Annotated in this window: 14 protein-coding genes; 4 read left to right on the top strand and 10 right to left on the bottom strand. The window is 47.3% G+C overall.

Features of this window, described 5'->3' with window-relative positions; translation table 11 throughout:
- Positions 1–38: 38 nt before the first annotated feature.
- The gene (locus tag K0A89_00845; GenBank protein ID MBW6517037.1) at positions 39–902 is read right to left on the bottom strand and encodes a cation diffusion facilitator family transporter; all 864 of its coding nucleotides are present in this window, start codon (positions 900–902) and stop codon (positions 39–41) included.
- A gap of 86 nt (positions 903–988) precedes the next feature.
- Between K0A89_00845 and K0A89_00840 the strand changes: the two genes are divergently transcribed.
- Complete coding sequence (locus K0A89_00840) at positions 989–2,890, top strand: phosphoadenosine phosphosulfate reductase family protein (protein MBW6517036.1); 1,902 nt, start codon at positions 989–991, stop codon at positions 2,888–2,890.
- Positions 2,891–2,975: 85 nt separating this feature from the next.
- Here K0A89_00840 and K0A89_00835 read toward each other — a convergent pair whose 3' ends face one another.
- The 4 genes from K0A89_00835 to K0A89_00820 all read right to left on the bottom strand — a co-directional run bounded on the left by K0A89_00835 (position 2,976) and on the right by K0A89_00820 (position 7,144).
- Positions 2,976–3,392 carry a hypothetical protein gene (locus K0A89_00835; protein ID MBW6517035.1) on the bottom strand — a complete coding sequence of 139 codons (417 nt, stop codon included), beginning with the start codon at positions 3,390–3,392 and terminating at the stop codon, positions 2,976–2,978.
- 185 nt (positions 3,393–3,577) lie between these two features.
- A complete protein-coding gene (locus tag K0A89_00830) occupies positions 3,578–5,092 on the bottom strand; it encodes a catalase (GenBank protein ID MBW6517034.1) in 1,515 nt (504 codons plus the stop codon).
- A 262-nt stretch (positions 5,093–5,354) separates the two neighbouring features.
- A complete protein-coding gene (locus tag K0A89_00825; protein ID MBW6517033.1) occupies positions 5,355–5,603 on the bottom strand; it encodes a hypothetical protein in 249 nt (82 codons plus the stop codon).
- A gap of 119 nt (positions 5,604–5,722) precedes the next feature.
- The gene (locus K0A89_00820; protein MBW6517032.1) at positions 5,723–7,144 is read right to left on the bottom strand and encodes an ATP-binding protein; all 1,422 of its coding nucleotides are present in this window, start codon (positions 7,142–7,144) and stop codon (positions 5,723–5,725) included.
- Positions 7,145–7,565: 421 nt separating this feature from the next.
- On the opposite strand from K0A89_00820, the gene K0A89_00815 reads away from it, so the two are divergent.
- Together K0A89_00815 and K0A89_00810 are read left to right on the top strand one after the other, a co-directional pair.
- The gene (locus K0A89_00815) at positions 7,566–8,426 is read left to right on the top strand and encodes a DUF488 family protein (GenBank protein ID MBW6517031.1); all 861 of its coding nucleotides are present in this window, start codon (positions 7,566–7,568) and stop codon (positions 8,424–8,426) included.
- Positions 8,423–9,178, top strand: a complete 756-nt coding sequence (locus K0A89_00810) for a hypothetical protein (GenBank protein MBW6517030.1) — start codon at positions 8,423–8,425, stop codon at positions 9,176–9,178. The genes K0A89_00815 and K0A89_00810 overlap by 4 nt, the downstream gene beginning before the upstream one ends.
- A 181-nt stretch (positions 9,179–9,359) precedes the next feature.
- Here the strand turns inward: K0A89_00810 and K0A89_00805 are convergent, their stop codons facing one another.
- Genes K0A89_00805 through K0A89_00785 form a run of 5 tightly spaced genes read right to left on the bottom strand, consistent with a single transcriptional unit; the run spans position 9,360 to position 14,381 of the window.
- Positions 9,360–10,250, bottom strand: a complete 891-nt coding sequence (locus K0A89_00805; protein ID MBW6517029.1) for a radical SAM protein — start codon at positions 10,248–10,250, stop codon at positions 9,360–9,362.
- 36 nt (positions 10,251–10,286) lie between these two features.
- On the bottom strand, positions 10,287–11,729 hold the full coding sequence (gatB, locus tag K0A89_00800; GenBank protein ID MBW6517028.1) for an Asp-tRNA(Asn)/Glu-tRNA(Gln) amidotransferase subunit GatB: 1,443 nt from the start codon (positions 11,727–11,729) through the stop codon (positions 10,287–10,289).
- Entirely contained in the window at positions 11,730–13,145 is a 1,416-nt protein-coding gene (gene gatA, locus K0A89_00795) for an Asp-tRNA(Asn)/Glu-tRNA(Gln) amidotransferase subunit GatA (GenBank protein ID MBW6517027.1), read from the bottom strand.
- A 10-nt stretch (positions 13,146–13,155) separates the two neighbouring features.
- Positions 13,156–13,437: an Asp-tRNA(Asn)/Glu-tRNA(Gln) amidotransferase subunit GatC gene (gatC, locus tag K0A89_00790; GenBank protein ID MBW6517026.1), complete on the bottom strand. Its 282-nt coding sequence runs from the start codon at positions 13,435–13,437 to the stop codon at positions 13,156–13,158.
- The gene (locus tag K0A89_00785) at positions 13,434–14,381 is read right to left on the bottom strand and encodes an asparagine synthase C-terminal domain-containing protein (GenBank protein MBW6517025.1); all 948 of its coding nucleotides are present in this window, start codon (positions 14,379–14,381) and stop codon (positions 13,434–13,436) included. Before K0A89_00785 ends, gatC begins: the two co-directional genes overlap by 4 nt.
- 68 nt (positions 14,382–14,449) lie before the next feature.
- On the opposite strand from K0A89_00785, the gene K0A89_00780 reads away from it, so the two are divergent.
- Positions 14,450–15,649, top strand: a complete 1,200-nt coding sequence (locus K0A89_00780; protein ID MBW6517024.1) for an ABC transporter permease — start codon at positions 14,450–14,452, stop codon at positions 15,647–15,649.
- Positions 15,650–15,853: the final 204 nt, after the last annotated feature.

The following is a 15,853-nucleotide window of genomic DNA, read 5'->3' as shown; positions in this document are numbered from 1 at the left end:
GGATAAACCCGCCAGAACAGGCGGGTTTATTCAATAGTTCATTCACGATCCCTAACAGGCTCAAGATGCACTACGACATCCTTCACACCATTAACCCTCTCTTTAATCTGGTTCTCCACGGCATGGGCGAGACAGTGTGCCTCATTTATGGATAGCTCCCCTTTTACATGCACATGCAGGTCCACATAGACATTATCGGCCGTACCCCTCGTCCTGATATGGTGGCAGTCTTCAACCCCCTCTATTTCCAGTGCAATCCTGCACAGCATATCAGCATCAAGGACCGATGCGTCCAGAAGTGAATATGATGTTTCCCTCACCACATCCAGGCCGGACTTGACAATGACCAGCGCGATTATTATACCTGCTATCACATCGATTACGGGAAAGCCTGCCGTGACGGCTATCAAACTGAATATCACACCAATGGACACGAAGATATCGCTTCTGGTATGAAGGGCATCAGCGGTGAGTATAGGGCTGTTGTATTCCCTGCCCTTCCTGGTCTCCAGGGTGGTGACAAAAAGATTGACTGCCATGGTGCCAAGCATGACCATAAAACTCAGCGAGGTGACCCTGGGTGAAACCGGTTCCTGGAGATGAAGGAGGGCACCCCTTGCCACTTCAAATCCGGTGATGAGCAGCAACAGGGCAATGAACAATGAGGCGAAGGGCTCGTGTTTGCGGTGCCCGTATGGATGGGATTCGTCTGCCGGCCGGGAGGCTACCCACACGCCCACCATACCGACCATGGTGCCGCCCCCGTCCATCAGGGAATGAAATCCGTCAGCTTCCATGCTGATGGAACCGGTCAGATAACCGTACGCTATCTTGGCGAATGCTACTGTCAGGTTCAATGACAGAGCAATGGCCTGGACCATCAGTATTTTTTTATATTGCATTTACCCATCCTATAAATCTGATATCTGCTGAGATATCTCTATAATCCTGCATAATATTTCTATACTTCTCATTCATAAGGAGGCACATGACTAAAATATATTTGGGAAAAATGGTACTCCACTGGTGTCCCCGGTGCAACCTGCCCGTGCTGGATTCCACGTGTGCCTGCGGTTCTGTTTCATATAAAGTGAAGGTCACTCCCCCCGGTGATATCAGGCCCGCATTTTCCCATGATATTGACTTAATCAATACTACTGCCACAGCACAGTTCGGTGCCCCCCTGATACCTGAGGGGACCATCGTCATCATGAACAAAGTGCCCTCTGACGACAGGATGGAAGAAATAATCGCTGACGGTGTGGCACTGGCAAATATCAGGTATGATGTGGAGTCAGGCCAGTGGGGGCTGCTGCCCAGGATGGAGGGGGCAGCCCGGATATTCACACAAATGAACGGCCGCAGCAACTGGGTGATGATCGACGGCTCTGCAGTACCGTTCATAGAAAAGGGTGCCAGTACCCTGGCTCCAGGTGTGATAGATGCCGACCCAGATATTGTGCCCGGTGACGAGGTCGTGGTCCTGTCTCCAGAGGGAACGTCTGTGGCTGCAGGCCGGGCCAAGATGTCGGGTCGGGAAATGGTGGATGCCACAAAAGGTGTTGCCGTCAAGACCAGGTGGAACGGGAGAGTCGAGAATGTGCCTGCACCTGACCCTCATTCATGGGACGAGGTCGTTTCTGCCAATATGCATATCCTGAAGGATTTTGAAGCAAAAGCCCAGACGTTTATCAGGAACGTAAGCGAGTCCACACGTCGGCCGGTAAGCGTTTCCTATTCCGGGGGCAAGGACAGTCTGGCTACCCTGCTGCTGGTGAAAGATTGTATCGAGGATTTTGAGGTACTGTTTGCGGATACGGGACTGGAATTTCCGGAAACCGTGGCGAATGTTGACGATGTTGCCGGGTACTACAACCTGCCGGTCAGGATATACAGTGCAGGAGACGTGTTCTGGAAGTCCTTTGACCGGTTCGGTCCGCCAACCGTGGAGGCCAGGTGGTGCTGCAAGACGTGTAAACTGGGTCCTATATCCATGCTCATCGAGGAGCATTTCCCTGACGGCTGCCTCACATTCATCGGGCAGCGCAAGTACGAGAGCGAAGGGCGGGCCCGGAGTGATAAGATATGGAAGAATCCCTGGGTCGGTAACCAGATAGCAGCCTCGCCCATCCAGAACTGGACCGCGCTGCACATCTGGCTATACCTGTTCTGGAAAGGAGCACCCCACAATCCGCTGTATGAACAGGGGTTCGACCGTATAGGTTGCTGGTTATGCCCGTCAGGAAGTATGGCAGAATTGTCCCGTATCAAAGAATTACATCCTGAAATGTGGGCCCGGTTCGAGGAGAAACTGCGCTCGCATGCAGAGAAGTTCGGCTATGGTGAGGGGTGGGTTGATTTCGGGCTGTGGAGATGGCAAAATCCTCCGCAGGTACAGCGTGAGATGGCACAGAGGTTGGGTATCAACCTGGTGCCCAATGTGTACAATGGTGACATGGAGTTCTCAATGGTATCGGGATACCGGCCATGCAAGGCTGGCGGTGTTTCTGCGGAGGGGAGTTTCGGTGTGCCCCTGAACCTTGAAGTTATCGAGGATTCGGGCATGGTGATGGTGCTGGGTGATGTGCATTCCATGGACGGTGTGGTCACGTCCAGCCAGGGTGAGGACACGGTGCAGGTGTTCGCATCCGGGACTATGACCGCCAGGAGCGATACCGACCCGGCTGCCAGACGGTTGATGGGGAGAGCAGAATCCTCTATCCGGCGGGCGCTGGAGTGTACGGGCTGCGGGTTGTGCGTAGCAAAATGTGAAGTGCGGGCCGTTCAGGTGAAAGATGGACGGGCTGTGGTCAATGAGAAGTGTACGCATTGCGGGCTTTGTTTGACGGCGTGTCCAGTAGTGAGGTATCTGGGGACAGTGGAAAAATAAGAACATATGACTCGTACAATTAACACGGAATCAAAAATATTGGTCAATTATACAAGTCATAGAATTGAAGCGTCTCTGTTTCAGGTCATACCCCGAACTCGACCACATTACCTTTCTCGTCTGTCATGGTCATCTTGCCGTCTTTCATGCTGATAAAGGACACAACCTTCCCGGCAGCATCATAGTACGTCCATTTGAATGTCTCGCCGTTCTCTGACCATAGATACTCCATTTTCGCGATCTCATCTGCAGTATTGGTTTCCATAACAGCCTTGCACAGGGTAACGCCGTCTACGGTCATGGTACCAATGACCTCCATGGATGCTATCTCCTGGGTCTGAGGATTTGAGGCCTGCCAGGTAGTACCGGCCGGACACCATTCGTCTTCGGCCCCCTCGGGGACGTTGTATTCAATATCCATGTCACCATCACTGGTTGAGACAGTGGTGGTGGTTGTGGAATCCTTTTCAGTACAGCCGGCTGTAATGAATACAAACAACAGCAGTAAGATTATCACTTGTTTAAGCAAATGTAATACCTCCTATTAAGAATGTGTTTGATTCAATTTAAATACACTGATTATGAGTATCAATGTGAAGCAAAGCATAAGGCAGAGCGTGTGTATTTACCCATGTGTTTCCCGCAACCCACACGAGTTTTTGCAATCATTGGTCGTATGATTAGTTTCTATGATGTTACTTTTGCTCGCTCATCATGTGACATGTTAGCCAATTTCTCAACTTCTTTTACATCCAGTTTAAGTCCATCAGCCACCCGACGACCATAGTCCGGATCTGCCTTGAAGAACAGAGCAGTCTGGCGGAGTTGTATACGCTTTGGGGCTCCCCCAAGATGACCAACAATATTACCCACGAGATTCTCACGGTCCTGTTCGGTCATCACATCACGGTAGAGATTACCGGGCTGGACAAAATCATCGTTTGGATACGTATATGGGTAACGGTCTGCTTGTCCTGAGATGGCCATGCCGGGTTCTTTTACAGAAATATCCGGCTCTTGCCCATGAAAACTGTTCGGCCAGTAATTAGGACCGCTGCCGCCATTTGCATCGGTACGCATAGCTCCATCACGCTGATAGCTGTTCTCAGGTGCATTTTTCGGTGCATTTACCGGCAGCAGGTGATAGTTCGGACCCAGTCTGTGGAGATGGGTGTCATGGTACGAGAACAGACGACCCTGGAGCATCTTATCAGGAGAAGCGGCAATACCTGGCACAAGGTTCCCGGGGCCGAATGCAGCCTGTTCAACCTCTGCAAAGTAATTTCTTGGATTACGGTTCAAAACCAGCTTCCCAACCTCGATGGGTGGAAAGTCAGCATGGGGCCAGACTTTCGTGATATCAAGGATGTCTAAACGGTAATCTTTGGCCTGCTCAGGGGTCATTATCTGCATCTGGAGCGTCCATGATGGGTAATCTCCGCGTTCAATTGCTTCATAGAGGTCCCGTGTAGCATGGTCAGGGTCCTTTGAGCGCATGACCTCTGCTTCCTGGCGGGTTAGATTCTTGATTCCCTGATCGGTCTTAAAATGATATTGCACCCAGAAATATTCGCCCTTCTCATTATACCACTTGAAAGTGTGACTGCTATAACCATTCATGTTTCGATAGGTGGCCGGAGTGCCGCGATCGGAAAAGAGAATGGTTACCTGGTGCATTGATTCAGGTGTCAGGGAAAGGAAATCCCAGAACATGTTAGGGTCCTTACAGTTGGTCGCAGGGTTACGCTTTTGCGTGTGTATGAAATCAGGGAATTTTAACGGGTCGCGTATGAAAAAGACCGGGGTATTATTCCCGACAAGGTCATAGTTACCTTCCTCAGTATAGAACTTCAGTGCAAATCCCCGTGGATCACGCTCGGCATCTGCCGAACCCCTTTCTCCTCCTACCGTTGAAAACCGGGCAAATACCTCGGTCCTCTTGCCAATTTCAGACAGGAATTTTGCTTTTGTGTATCTGGTAACATCTGCAGTAACCTCGAAGTATCCGCCTGCACCTGCTCCCTTAGCATGCACCACACGTTCAGGGATACGTTCACGGTCAAAGTGACCTAACTTCTCAAGCAGGTGAACATCCTGCATCAGAACAGGACCTCGTTCTCCGGCAGTAAAGCTATTCTGGTCGTCAGCGACCGGTATCCCAAAAGCAGTAGTTAATCTCTGTTTCTGATTGTTGTTACTCATTATAGTTCCCCACTTTTTATTCATTATTGGAACATTTTTGTGTTCAAGAATAATATGATATGCGCAATATTTATACACTTCGCCTTAACGTACACTCTCTTCGGAATTATATTTCCGGTCATATCCCACCTGCATCCAATCCCATGTCCTTCAAGGGGGCAGCTAGATGGAGTAAGAAGTAAATGGGGAATAAGAGAGTGAACAAATGGTTGTGGATTTAAAGAGGTTCATAAGAAATAATCTATACAATTAATAGTTTAATTCAAATCAATATTTTATCCACAAGCAGGTCAATGATTGTTGTTAAATGAACATTCGAAGAAGGATATAATCCTTTTTCATCATGTTTGTGGTGGGGAAATGTATCAATTTCCCTATGATGGGGTACATTATCCCATCGTTCTATTAACTCACCATTTTCTGACTGCCAGTGATATTTGCATTTGAGGCGGTTAGCAATCTCATGTTCAATTTCAATAAATTCTATAAAATGGAGAATAGAACCGTCCAATAGTTCCAGCTTTCCCTTTTAGTATCCCAGAAACTGGTCGATCTCGTCAAATTCAGTAGAGAAATGGGTGACGATTGGGCATTCAGTAAGAGTGACTTCAATCTGAGAGTAATACTCCCTTACATCACACCCATATAATCGTCAAGGGTAAGTAGCAAAATCCCATCCTTTTTTGCTGTCTTTTTCAGATTTTCAGTAAATCCGGATTTACTGATAAGACCGAAATACTCTTTTCTATCTGGGAGCCACTTCACATACCTGGCTTTTTCCTTGAGTTTATGGTAAATGTCAACACCGACCTGCCTGTCCTGCCATTTACACTCACAAAACAGGATTTGCAGTGTATCGTTGTTCACTGCCGTTATGTCAATCTCATAATCATTCTGTCCTTTTGGAGCCAGGGGAATTTTCCCCCACTGCCTGCCAATCTTATGAAATCTGAAGGGTAGTTTACCAGCTACATTAAGTTGCGTCAACATCTCTATGCCAATCTGCTCAAATGTTTCACCAAGAAATGTGTTGTAATTTTTATTAACGTCTTCAATTGCCGGCGTATAATCCCCTTGCTCTACCGAGTCCTTATGCAACAGCACATACCTGAACCAGAATCTCAGGAAATTGTCCCGGATACGGTACATGGTCTTTTTTGTTGTGATTTTCTCTGTCACAGGATGCTCTTTTCTCACAAAACCTAAGCGTATCAGGGTGTCCAGATAGTATGGCAGGTCCTTTGCCTCCATGAATGAACTGGCGGCAATCTCACCGGGTCTGGTGGCACCTTTTGATATGGCAAAGAGGATGTTCATGAAGGTGGCAGGCTCCCGCAATTCCTCACGCAGCAGGAATTCGCCTTCTGCATACAGTACGGCTTCTTTTGCGAATATGTTATGTTTGAGATGGTCCTGGAATTTGTCCTTTGGATCAAAGAACTGCAGGTAGAATGGAACGCCTCCGGCTGCACCGTAAATTTTCACCAGTTCATCCTGGGGCAATCCTGGGAAGAATTCGTCGATATGCCTGAACATAATAGGTTCTACCTTTATCTGGCCTGTCCTTCTGCCATACAGCGGACTTGAATATGCGAGTGTGCTTTTCTCCATCATGGACACCGAGGAACCGCATAGTATGAGGTGGAATGGTCCGTCTTTTAACATCTCATCGACTATTAATTGGAAGACAGAAGGAATAGAATCATCCTGCTGGGCCAGGTATGAAAATTCATCGATAATTATTACCAGTTTTTCTTTGCGGGTCCATTTTATCTTTATGTAATTGAACACTTCGTCAAATGTTTCCAGACTGGGTTCGAAGTCCTCGAAAAAGTCTGCGGCTTTTTTCCTGAATCTGTAGAGGTTTGGCCTGGTGCCCCTTCTGTCTGCCAGGAAGTAGATGTGGGGCTTATCCTGCTGGAAATTGTGTATCAATTCGGTCTTACCGACCCGGCGGCGGCCGTAGATTACTGTGAATGAGAAGCCTTTGCTCTGGTAATCGCGGTGTAAGGATGAGAGTTCTTCTGTGCGATTGATAAATTTACTGAACATGTTTATTATGATTTAGTTCCGAATTATTATATAGTTATCGGATGTTAATCCGAATGTTGCTGATGGGGGGGTAAATTGGTATCCTTCATCTGTGTTGATGGTCACTCTGCGCCCGCTTTTGCATAGGCGACACGCATGTTTTCTCATCGTCACGGACTCCGGACGGCGCTACGCTCTGTCTGGGGCATCTGGAGGATGCTCATTTGTTAGAATTTATATTGATTTTTTTACTAAATAAGGCGCAATTAATTTAATTAGAAACATTGTTAAATAATACTTTCACATCACTCTAAGGTAACTATTATTAAAATAGAAATTAAATAAAAATGGTATAGGTTAAATATAAAATTGAACGAAACCTATAATGAATATATATCATAAGAAACCAATAAAGACATGAAAATTTAACAATTATGATAAAATGCGAACTTTAACTCATAAACAAAGAATTTTAATGAAAGTCGTTGAAAGACTTTCGGTAGAAGGGGAATCATCAAAATTTATGTTGGTGAAAATTTTATTTTTACTAAATTACGAAGAAAATATTGATGAAAATTTGAAATTTTATAATTTTTTCCCTTATAAATATGGACCATTTTCCAATATGATATATTCCGATCTTAATATGTTGGAAAAAGAGGATTTTATTTCAAAAAATGGTAATGGTCTGCGACTAACTGATAAAGGGAAACAAGCTGCTAAAACTGCTAATTCCCGAGGATCAATTAAAGTATCAAGAATCGTTAAACGATTTAAATCGGATCGTCAAATAAGGGAATATGTTTATCAAAAATTTCCAGAATTTACTGTTAAAAGTGAAATTATACCCACAATAAATAAACAGACTATTCCAGGTCTTTCTACAATTGGCTATGAAGGCAAAGATATCGATTTATTTTTAAATGTATTGATACATAATCAAATAGAAATTCTGATAGATGTTAGAAAAAATCCTTTTAGTATGAATTTTTCTTTCACTAGAAATAAATTAATAAATTCTTTAGAAAAAGTTGACATAAAATATATTCACATCCCAGAATTAGGGATAGATGGAAAATCTAGAGAAAATCTTATTAGTCGTAATGATTATGAAAATCTTTTTAAAAAATATGAAATCACTACACTGAAAAGTCATCCTGAAAAATTAAATTATATAATGAAATTGATTGAAAAAAATAGAGTGGCACTTTTGTGTTTTGAAGCAGACAAAGATTTCTGCCATAGAGGAATTATAGCTAAAGAGATTGAAAAACAACATGGTATGGGAGTAACTCATTTGTGAAGGAAAATATTTTAGTTTTAGTACGAGCCACACCTGAACAAAGCAAAGGACATGGTCATTTGGTGTGTGTGGCAGGGATAAATGAAGACAATCAATGGAGAAGACTATATCCTTTCGAATTTAGCTACGGGGAGAAATTGATTGATTTCAAAAAAAAAGATACTATAGAAGTCTATCTTACTGATCCAGATAATGATAAAAGAAGAGAGAGTAGAAGAGTAATTAATTATAAAAAATTAATAACCCCTTTAATTGATGAAGACATCCATGATCGAATTCAACCTCTGGTTTCCTCTATAGAAAAATTAAGTATTGAAAATGCTAGTCTCGGAGTTATTAAACCTGAATTACTTGATGTGGAAATTATAATAAATAGTACTAATATCTACGACAATCAGGCATATTTTTCTCTAACAGGAGATTATCTCGAAAAAAGAGAAAAAGTAAAGATGCCAGTTGAATTACGATATATTTTTAAATGCAAAGATGAACCAGAATGCAAAGGACATAAGATTATACTAATAGATTGGGAACTTAATGAGCTTGCAAGAAATGTTATGCTAAGAGATGATGATTCAAAATTAATAAACGAAAAAATTCGTACGAAATTCTTTGATTTCATGAAAACGAGAGATTTATATTTCTTTATGGGTACACATTTTAGGTTTGGAACCTGGATAATTATTGGAATTTTCTACCCAAAAAAGCAGAAAAAAGAGAAAACTGTTCAGGAAAGCTTGATGAATTTTTAAATATTCTAAAAGCACTATTTTTTAAGTTATAAATAAAAGGTTTTGGATAGCTATCCACTATTCGAGCATGAATCACCCATCCCGAAGTAACTTGTATACCCCGTACAAATTGTAACGGAGCCTGTATAGCATTTTCAGGATTATCTGCCTATTAACCTACCCAACCAGATAACCCCTTCACTCACCCGTGATAATATTCACTCTGCGCCCGCTTCTGCACTGGAGACCCACAGGGCTCCTCACCAGGCACACCCACAGCATCGGCCCGGCACTGCTGGCACAGCCTGAACTGGGGCAGGTACTCCTCGGCCAGCGTCCTCACCAGATTCAGGTCTTCGCACGATGGCGGTTCCGAGCCCTCGAAATCGTACAGCGGGATAAGCGGGATAATATTCATAATAGCAGCACCGTACTCTGCCGCCTTTCTGGCAATATCCTCGATCTCGTCCATATTAATATCAGGAAGCAGCACCGTATTGGTCTTAACCAACAACCCGGCTTTACTGGCAGCCCTGATACCTTCCCACTGCTTTTCCAGCAACAGTTCGGCAGCTTCCAGGCCCTTGTAGGTCTTGCCGTGGTACCGCACCCAGTGATAAATCTTAGCCGCAGTTTCAGGCTTTACCGCATTCACGGTAACGGTCACGCTGCTCACACCAACCGCTTTCAACGCATCGATCTTCTCGCTGAGCAGCAGCCCGTTGGATGCAACGCACTTTATCAGGTCAGGATACTTCTCATGCACCAGGCGCAGGGTCTCGAACGTGGCATCGTTTGCCAGGGCCTCGGCAGGACCTGCAATACCCACCACTTTCAGGTTCTCCATCTCCTTGACATACTTGTCTACCCGCTCCAGCGCCTCCTGCGGTCCAATGATACCACTGGCCACACCTGGCCTGTGCTCGCATTTATCAATGGTACGGATACAGTACCCGCACTGGATATTGCATTTTGGTGCAACAGGCAAGTGTATGCGGGCGGTCTTGAAATGCATCTTCTCGTTATAACAGGGATGCACGGTCGTCACATGTGAGAATTTGGAGCCGATATCTCCCCAGCGTTCTTCTTTCATAATCTAACCTCTATTACGATATTACAACGATTTGATTTAAATCCTCTGGATAATCATCTCGCGAACTTCTTTGGCATCAGCACGGCCCCTGGTCTTCTTCATGACCTGCCCGGTCAGGAAATTCACAGCCTCGGGCTTGCCGGACCGGTAATCCTCAACAGCCTGGGGATTCTCTTCAATGACCTCGACCACAGCCGTGGTCACAATGTCGCCACCCGCCTTCAAAAGACCTTTTGCCGCCACAACTTCATCAGGGTTACCACCCTCATCCAGGATTGTGCGGATAACCTCAACACCACTTTGCTCTGAAATCTTATCCCCGGCCACCAATTTCACCAGAGCCACCATATATTCGCTGGAAAATGCATCAATGCCAATGTCCCGGTAATTCAGTTCACCCTTCAGTACATCAGCTATCCAGACCGCTGCCAGTTTCGAATCAACCTCTGCCGCCACCTGTTCATAGAAATCCGCCACCTGTTTCTCGGAAGTAAGGCTCCTGGCATGGTCATCAGTGATACTATAATTAGACACGAACCGCATTCTCCTGGCATCAGGCAGTTCCGGCAAAGTCTCCTGTATCCCGGGCGCCCAGTCTGCCACCCTGATGGGCCCAAGGTCAGCCTCGGGGAAATAGCGATAATCATGCGCCTCCTCCTTGGTCCTCAAACTCACGGTCACACCCCTGGCCTCGTCAAAGTGCCTGGTCTCCTGCACCACCTTGCCGCCCCGCCGCAGCAGGTTCTTCTGCCGGATTATCTCGAACAGCAATGCCCGCTCCGCACCTTTGTGGCTGCTGATATTCTTCACCTCGGACCGGCTGCCGCCCGCCAGCGAGATATTGGCATCCACACGCATGGAGCCCTCAAGCGTCGTATCCACCACGTCCAGGTATCCCAGGATGTTGCGCAACTTATCCAGGAACCTGCGCGCCTCCTTCGGGCTTCGCAGGTCGGGCTCGGTCACGATCTCAAGCAGTGCCACACCACTGCGGTTGTAATCGATGAAGGTGTACTTGGAGCGCTCGATACTGCCGCCCTCGTGTACCAGTCTTCCAGGGTCCTCTTCCATGTGTGCCCGGTTGATGCGGATTCGCACTTCGCCGTCCTCGCCCTCAATGTTAATGTAGCCATTTGAGGCAATAGGATAATCGTACTGTGTTATCTGGAAGCCCTTTGGCAGGTCGGGATAGTAGTAATTTTTCCTGTAGAACTGGGTATGCTCCTCTATCGTGCAATTCAGAGCCAGTCCTACCTTGATTGAGTATTCCACAGATTTGCGGTTTATCACAGGTAACGACCCTGGCAGGCCAAGGCATACGGGGCATGTATGGGTGTTTGGTTCATCATCGTGGTAATCCAGGGGACAACCGCAGAATATCTTGGTATTGAGCTTGTTCAGCTGCACATGTATCTCAAGCCCTATCATCACGCCGACGTCATCCAGGTATGGGCGCAATTTCAAACTTCCCTCTCGCATCTATGCCACCTCCGGGCTTCTGGTATGGAAATCAGTGTTCTGCTCAAAAGTATAGGCTGTGCGGATAATGGTCGCTTCGTCGAAATGCCGTCCCATTACCTGCAACCCTATCGGCAGCCCGTTCGAAAAACCACAGGGCAATGAGACCGAAGGCACGCCTGCCAGGTTAATGGGAACGGTGTTCACATCTGCCATGTACAGGGTCAGAGGGTCGCTTATCTTCTCCCCAAGTTTGAATGCCGGAGTGGGCATGGTAGGTGCTATGAGCACGTCGGTATCTTTGAGAGCCTGCTCAAAGTCCTGCCTGATAAGTGTCCTGACCTTCAGCGCCTTGAGGTAATACTTGTCCATGTACCCCGCTGACAGCGCATAGGTCCCCAGCAGGATGCGGCGTTTCACTTCCTCGCCAAACCCCTGTGCCCGTATCTCGCTGTACGTGGTATGCCAGTCGTGGTCCTTTTCGAGCCGCAGCCCGTACCGCATACCGTCGAACCGTGCCAGGTTTGAGGACGCTTCGCTCATCGCAATGACATAGTAGGCAGCAAGTGCGTACTTTGTATGCGCCATCTTCACTTCTTTCCACGATGCACCCAGCTCTTCCAGCCTGTGCACGCCGTCCCAAACCGACTTCTCCACAGCCGGGTCGATCCCCTCACCGAAATATTCTTCCGGCACCCCAATGGTCAGTCCTTTCACGTCGTCCACCAGTGCCTTTGTATAATCCTTCTCTCCGGCTACTGACGTGGAATCCCTTGCATCGTGTCCGGCAATTACATTGAACAATAAAGTCATATCCTCAACATTGGAAGCAATAGGTCCTATCTGCTCCAGGCTGTTGGCATAGGAGATCAGCCCGTACCTGGATATCACGCCATAGGTGGGTTTGAGCCCCACCACGCCGCAAAAAGATGCGGGGCACCTGACCGAGCCGCCGGTATCTGAGCCCAGTGACAGCGGCACCTCGCTGGCAGCCACAGTGGCAGCACTGCCACCGGATGAACCGCCCGGCACCCGTTCTGGGTCCCAGGGATTGAGCGTGGGGCCGTAATGGCTGCTCTCAGTGGAGGTGCCCATGGCGAACTCATCCATGTTCGCTTTGCCAACAATAATGGCCCCTGCCGCTTTCAGGCGCTCGATAACATGGGCGTCATAGGGCGGCACATAACCACCGAGTATCTTTGATGCACAGGTAGTCTGAATGCCTCTGGTCGATATATTATCTTTGATGGCAATGGGTATGCCTGCCAGGGGTCCGGTATGTCCTTCCATTTTCCCGGCCGCCTCAAGGGCAGATTCCTTTGCCACGGTGATGAATGTGTTGAACGTGCCGCTCTCTATCCTGTCGATGCACTGGTTTAGTACGTCCTCAACTGACGAATTTCGTATTGCTTCAAGGGTCTGTGCTACTGTTATCATTCCATTTACCTCAGATTATCCTGGGGGCCTTGAAGTAGCCATCCTGCGTCCTGGGCGCGTTGCCCGTGGCCTCGTCATGGGTGAGGCAGCCAGTGACCTCATCATCCCTGAACACGTTATTAACTTTCAAAACATGGAAGGTGGGCTCCACACCCTCGGTATCCACCTCGTCCAGCTGTCCGAAATAATCCAGTACCGAATTCAACTGGCCCGCATATCCTTCAAGCTGTTCCTCTTCCATCTTCAGCCTGGCCAGCCAGCCAATATGTTCAACGTCCTTTGTTGTGATCATGATGTTACATCCAGCGTAATCCTGTTTTCCTCTGCAACCGAATAAAGATATTTTCTTATATAGCCTTTATCTTGTTTCCTGTACCCTGCCTGCCTGGCAAGTTTGCCCATAGCCGCCCACACGCCGCTGCCATACTGCATGGCTTTCTTGTCCCGCCATGCGATCTCACCCGGCATAACCTGTTCAGCAGCCCTGCGGAGGATGTACTTGCCAACCCGTTCTCCCCCGGACTCCCTGACCTTCAACATGGCAGGAATGAACAGGCCCAGTTGGACCATCCCGGGTTCAAGGAACGGGACCGCAAGCTCCACGTTTGCAGCCTTTGTAATGGTACTATCGCGCAGGATGTCCCGCCGGGATAATCCGGCTACATCTGCGGCGATTGCTTCATCCAGGGCAGACATCCCCTCGTGTGCAATGTCCTGATACCGGTGATAGCCGCCGAACAGTTCATCGGCTCCCTGTCCGGCTAACAGCAGGCCGATATTCATGCTTTTTGCCTCAACGCAGGCAATAAAAAGGGGTACTGCAAGTGAGATGGTCATGGGGTCGGCGGTTCCCAGTACCTTCATAACGCGGGGAATCGTCGATTGGACATCCCCGGGGGTAATGATTTTTGAATGGTGATTGTTCCCAAGTCCCAGCAATTGTGCGGCCACAGGCGCCCATCCAATATCATTAGAATCCGAAAAACCAACCGTGATAAGCATGATGTCAGGTATCTGGCGTGCGGCCAGCACAGCGATGAGTGAACTGTCCACCCCGCCCGAGAACAGCACGGCGCAATGTGGTCGTAAACTCTTGCTCACACTCACGGACAGGCTTTGTACGATCATCTCACATAATGCGGGTTCATCATGGTTCCCTGTTGCCCGGACTATTGTCTGAAAATGAGCATCCATCTCTCTTCCTCTGTGACCGTGACAGCTTCTACCTGCTGCCAACAAACTGTGTCTGCAATATATTTGCATTAACATTATTATATCTACGGCACGTACTATCATGAGGTATCATGCTTGCGCTCAAGAACATAATGAAAAACAGGGTCCGGACATCACTTAACATCGCTGCGGTAACAATAGCAGTATTGTCCGTGATACTGCTGGCATCCCTGGGTAGTGGTCTTGTGACCACGGGTGAAAGTGCTTTCAAGGAGAGTTTGATGCATCTCTGGATAACAGGCCAACCTGTTGACCTGCGCGCCAGCTATGCAAGCGTTGGTGCGGCAAAAATAAACAATGCCCACCAGCTTTCATATGATGCCGTGAAAGACCCCCGGATCACCCACACCATCCCCATGCTCACTGAAATGATCTATGCCTACAGGGATGATGTAAATCCCAGGGCGGTATTCGGACTGGGAGTGGAAACGAGCGGGCCCATGGTTGTTATTTCCGAAGGTTCCCCCCTGAACACCAGTTCCCACTATAATGGCGGGGCGTATAACGGAGCATGGACACGGGAAGTTTTGGTGGACAGCCGCGCATCTGCTTTGTTGAATGTTAATGTGGGTGATACCATACACGTGGGTAAATCTGTTGGAGATGCAAAAGGGCAGGTATTCAAGGTTGTGGGAGTCACCAACTCACTGGCAGGATTCAGCGTCAATCCCATGATCATATTCCCTTTTTCAGAATTCCAGGATATTACCGGCAACCACTATTATGACAGCGCTTCCATGATAATGGTCAGACTGAAAGACCCTGAAGACGTTCATGCGGTCAAAGCCGACCTTGAAGTGGCCTATCCGAACTATGTGGTGAGCACAAACATGGAGTTTCTCGAGAAGGTAATAAAAGAGAACAGCATAATGCTTTACAGTGCTGCCTCAATGGTGGTGTTGGCACTGGTCATGGGGGGCGCCCTTGTCGTGAACACCACGCTGCTATCCATAAACGAGAAACGCAAAGAGATAGGTATCATGCAGGTTATTGGCCTGTCCAGGTGGTCAATGGTAAAAAGTATAGGACTGGAAGGATTGATAATCAGCCTTCTGGGAGGGATCGCCGGATGTGTTTTGAGCATACCTTTCACGATAGGACTGAACCACGGGATTGAATCCATGATGGGTTTTAAAAATGTGCTGGTACTGGATGAAATGTTCCTGGCGGGAGGATTTGTAATGGCAATAACACTGGGTCTGTTATCCACTATCATAGCTATGTGGCGGTTAGTCCGGATACACCCGATAGAACAGTTGCGTAGCATTTAATCAAGGCACCGTAGCCCTTCTGGGGACATTTGGTCTTACACAGGCCGATGTTTCAGGTATCGAGCGTTAATTATTTATCTTGAAACACTATTACTAATTTAGTTAACTTAATTACTTTAATAATGGTCAAATAGAAGAGGAAATCGTTTGATACTACCTGCCAGATGTCCGCGTATGCAAACAGGTTGCTGTGCATTAATTGTT

The sequence above is a fragment of the ANME-2 cluster archaeon genome (genome assembly GCA_019429385.1).
Lineage (GTDB): Archaea > Halobacteriota > Methanosarcinia > Methanosarcinales > Methanocomedenaceae > Methanocomedens_B.
The sequence above is the reverse complement of the archived record's forward strand: the minus strand, read 5'-3'. Positions and strand labels throughout refer to the sequence as shown.

Bases quoted from the DNA above. Each gene is read 5' to 3' on its own strand.
- K0A89_00845 (MBW6517037.1), bottom strand. From the start codon at position 902: ATGCAATATAAAAAAATACTGATGGTCCAGGCCATTGCTCTGTCATTG.
- K0A89_00840 (MBW6517036.1), top strand. From the start codon at position 989: ATGACTAAAATATATTTGGGAAAAATGGTACTCCACTGGTGTCCCCGG.
- K0A89_00830 (MBW6517034.1), bottom strand. From the start codon at position 5,092: ATGAGTAACAACAATCAGAAACAGAGATTAACTACTGCTTTTGGGATA.
- K0A89_00820 (MBW6517032.1), bottom strand. From the start codon at position 7,144: ATGTTCAGTAAATTTATCAATCGCACAGAAGAACTCTCATCCTTACAC.
- K0A89_00815 (MBW6517031.1), top strand. From the start codon at position 7,566: ATGCGAACTTTAACTCATAAACAAAGAATTTTAATGAAAGTCGTTGAA.
- K0A89_00805 (MBW6517029.1), bottom strand. From the start codon at position 10,250: ATGAAAGAAGAACGCTGGGGAGATATCGGCTCCAAATTCTCACATGTG.
- gatB (MBW6517028.1), bottom strand. From the start codon at position 11,729: ATGCGAGAGGGAAGTTTGAAATTGCGCCCATACCTGGATGACGTCGGC.
- gatA (MBW6517027.1), bottom strand. From the start codon at position 13,145: ATGATAACAGTAGCACAGACCCTTGAAGCAATACGAAATTCGTCAGTT.
- gatC (MBW6517026.1), bottom strand. From the start codon at position 13,437: ATGATCACAACAAAGGACGTTGAACATATTGGCTGGCTGGCCAGGCTG.
- K0A89_00780 (MBW6517024.1), top strand. From the start codon at position 14,450: ATGCTTGCGCTCAAGAACATAATGAAAAACAGGGTCCGGACATCACTT.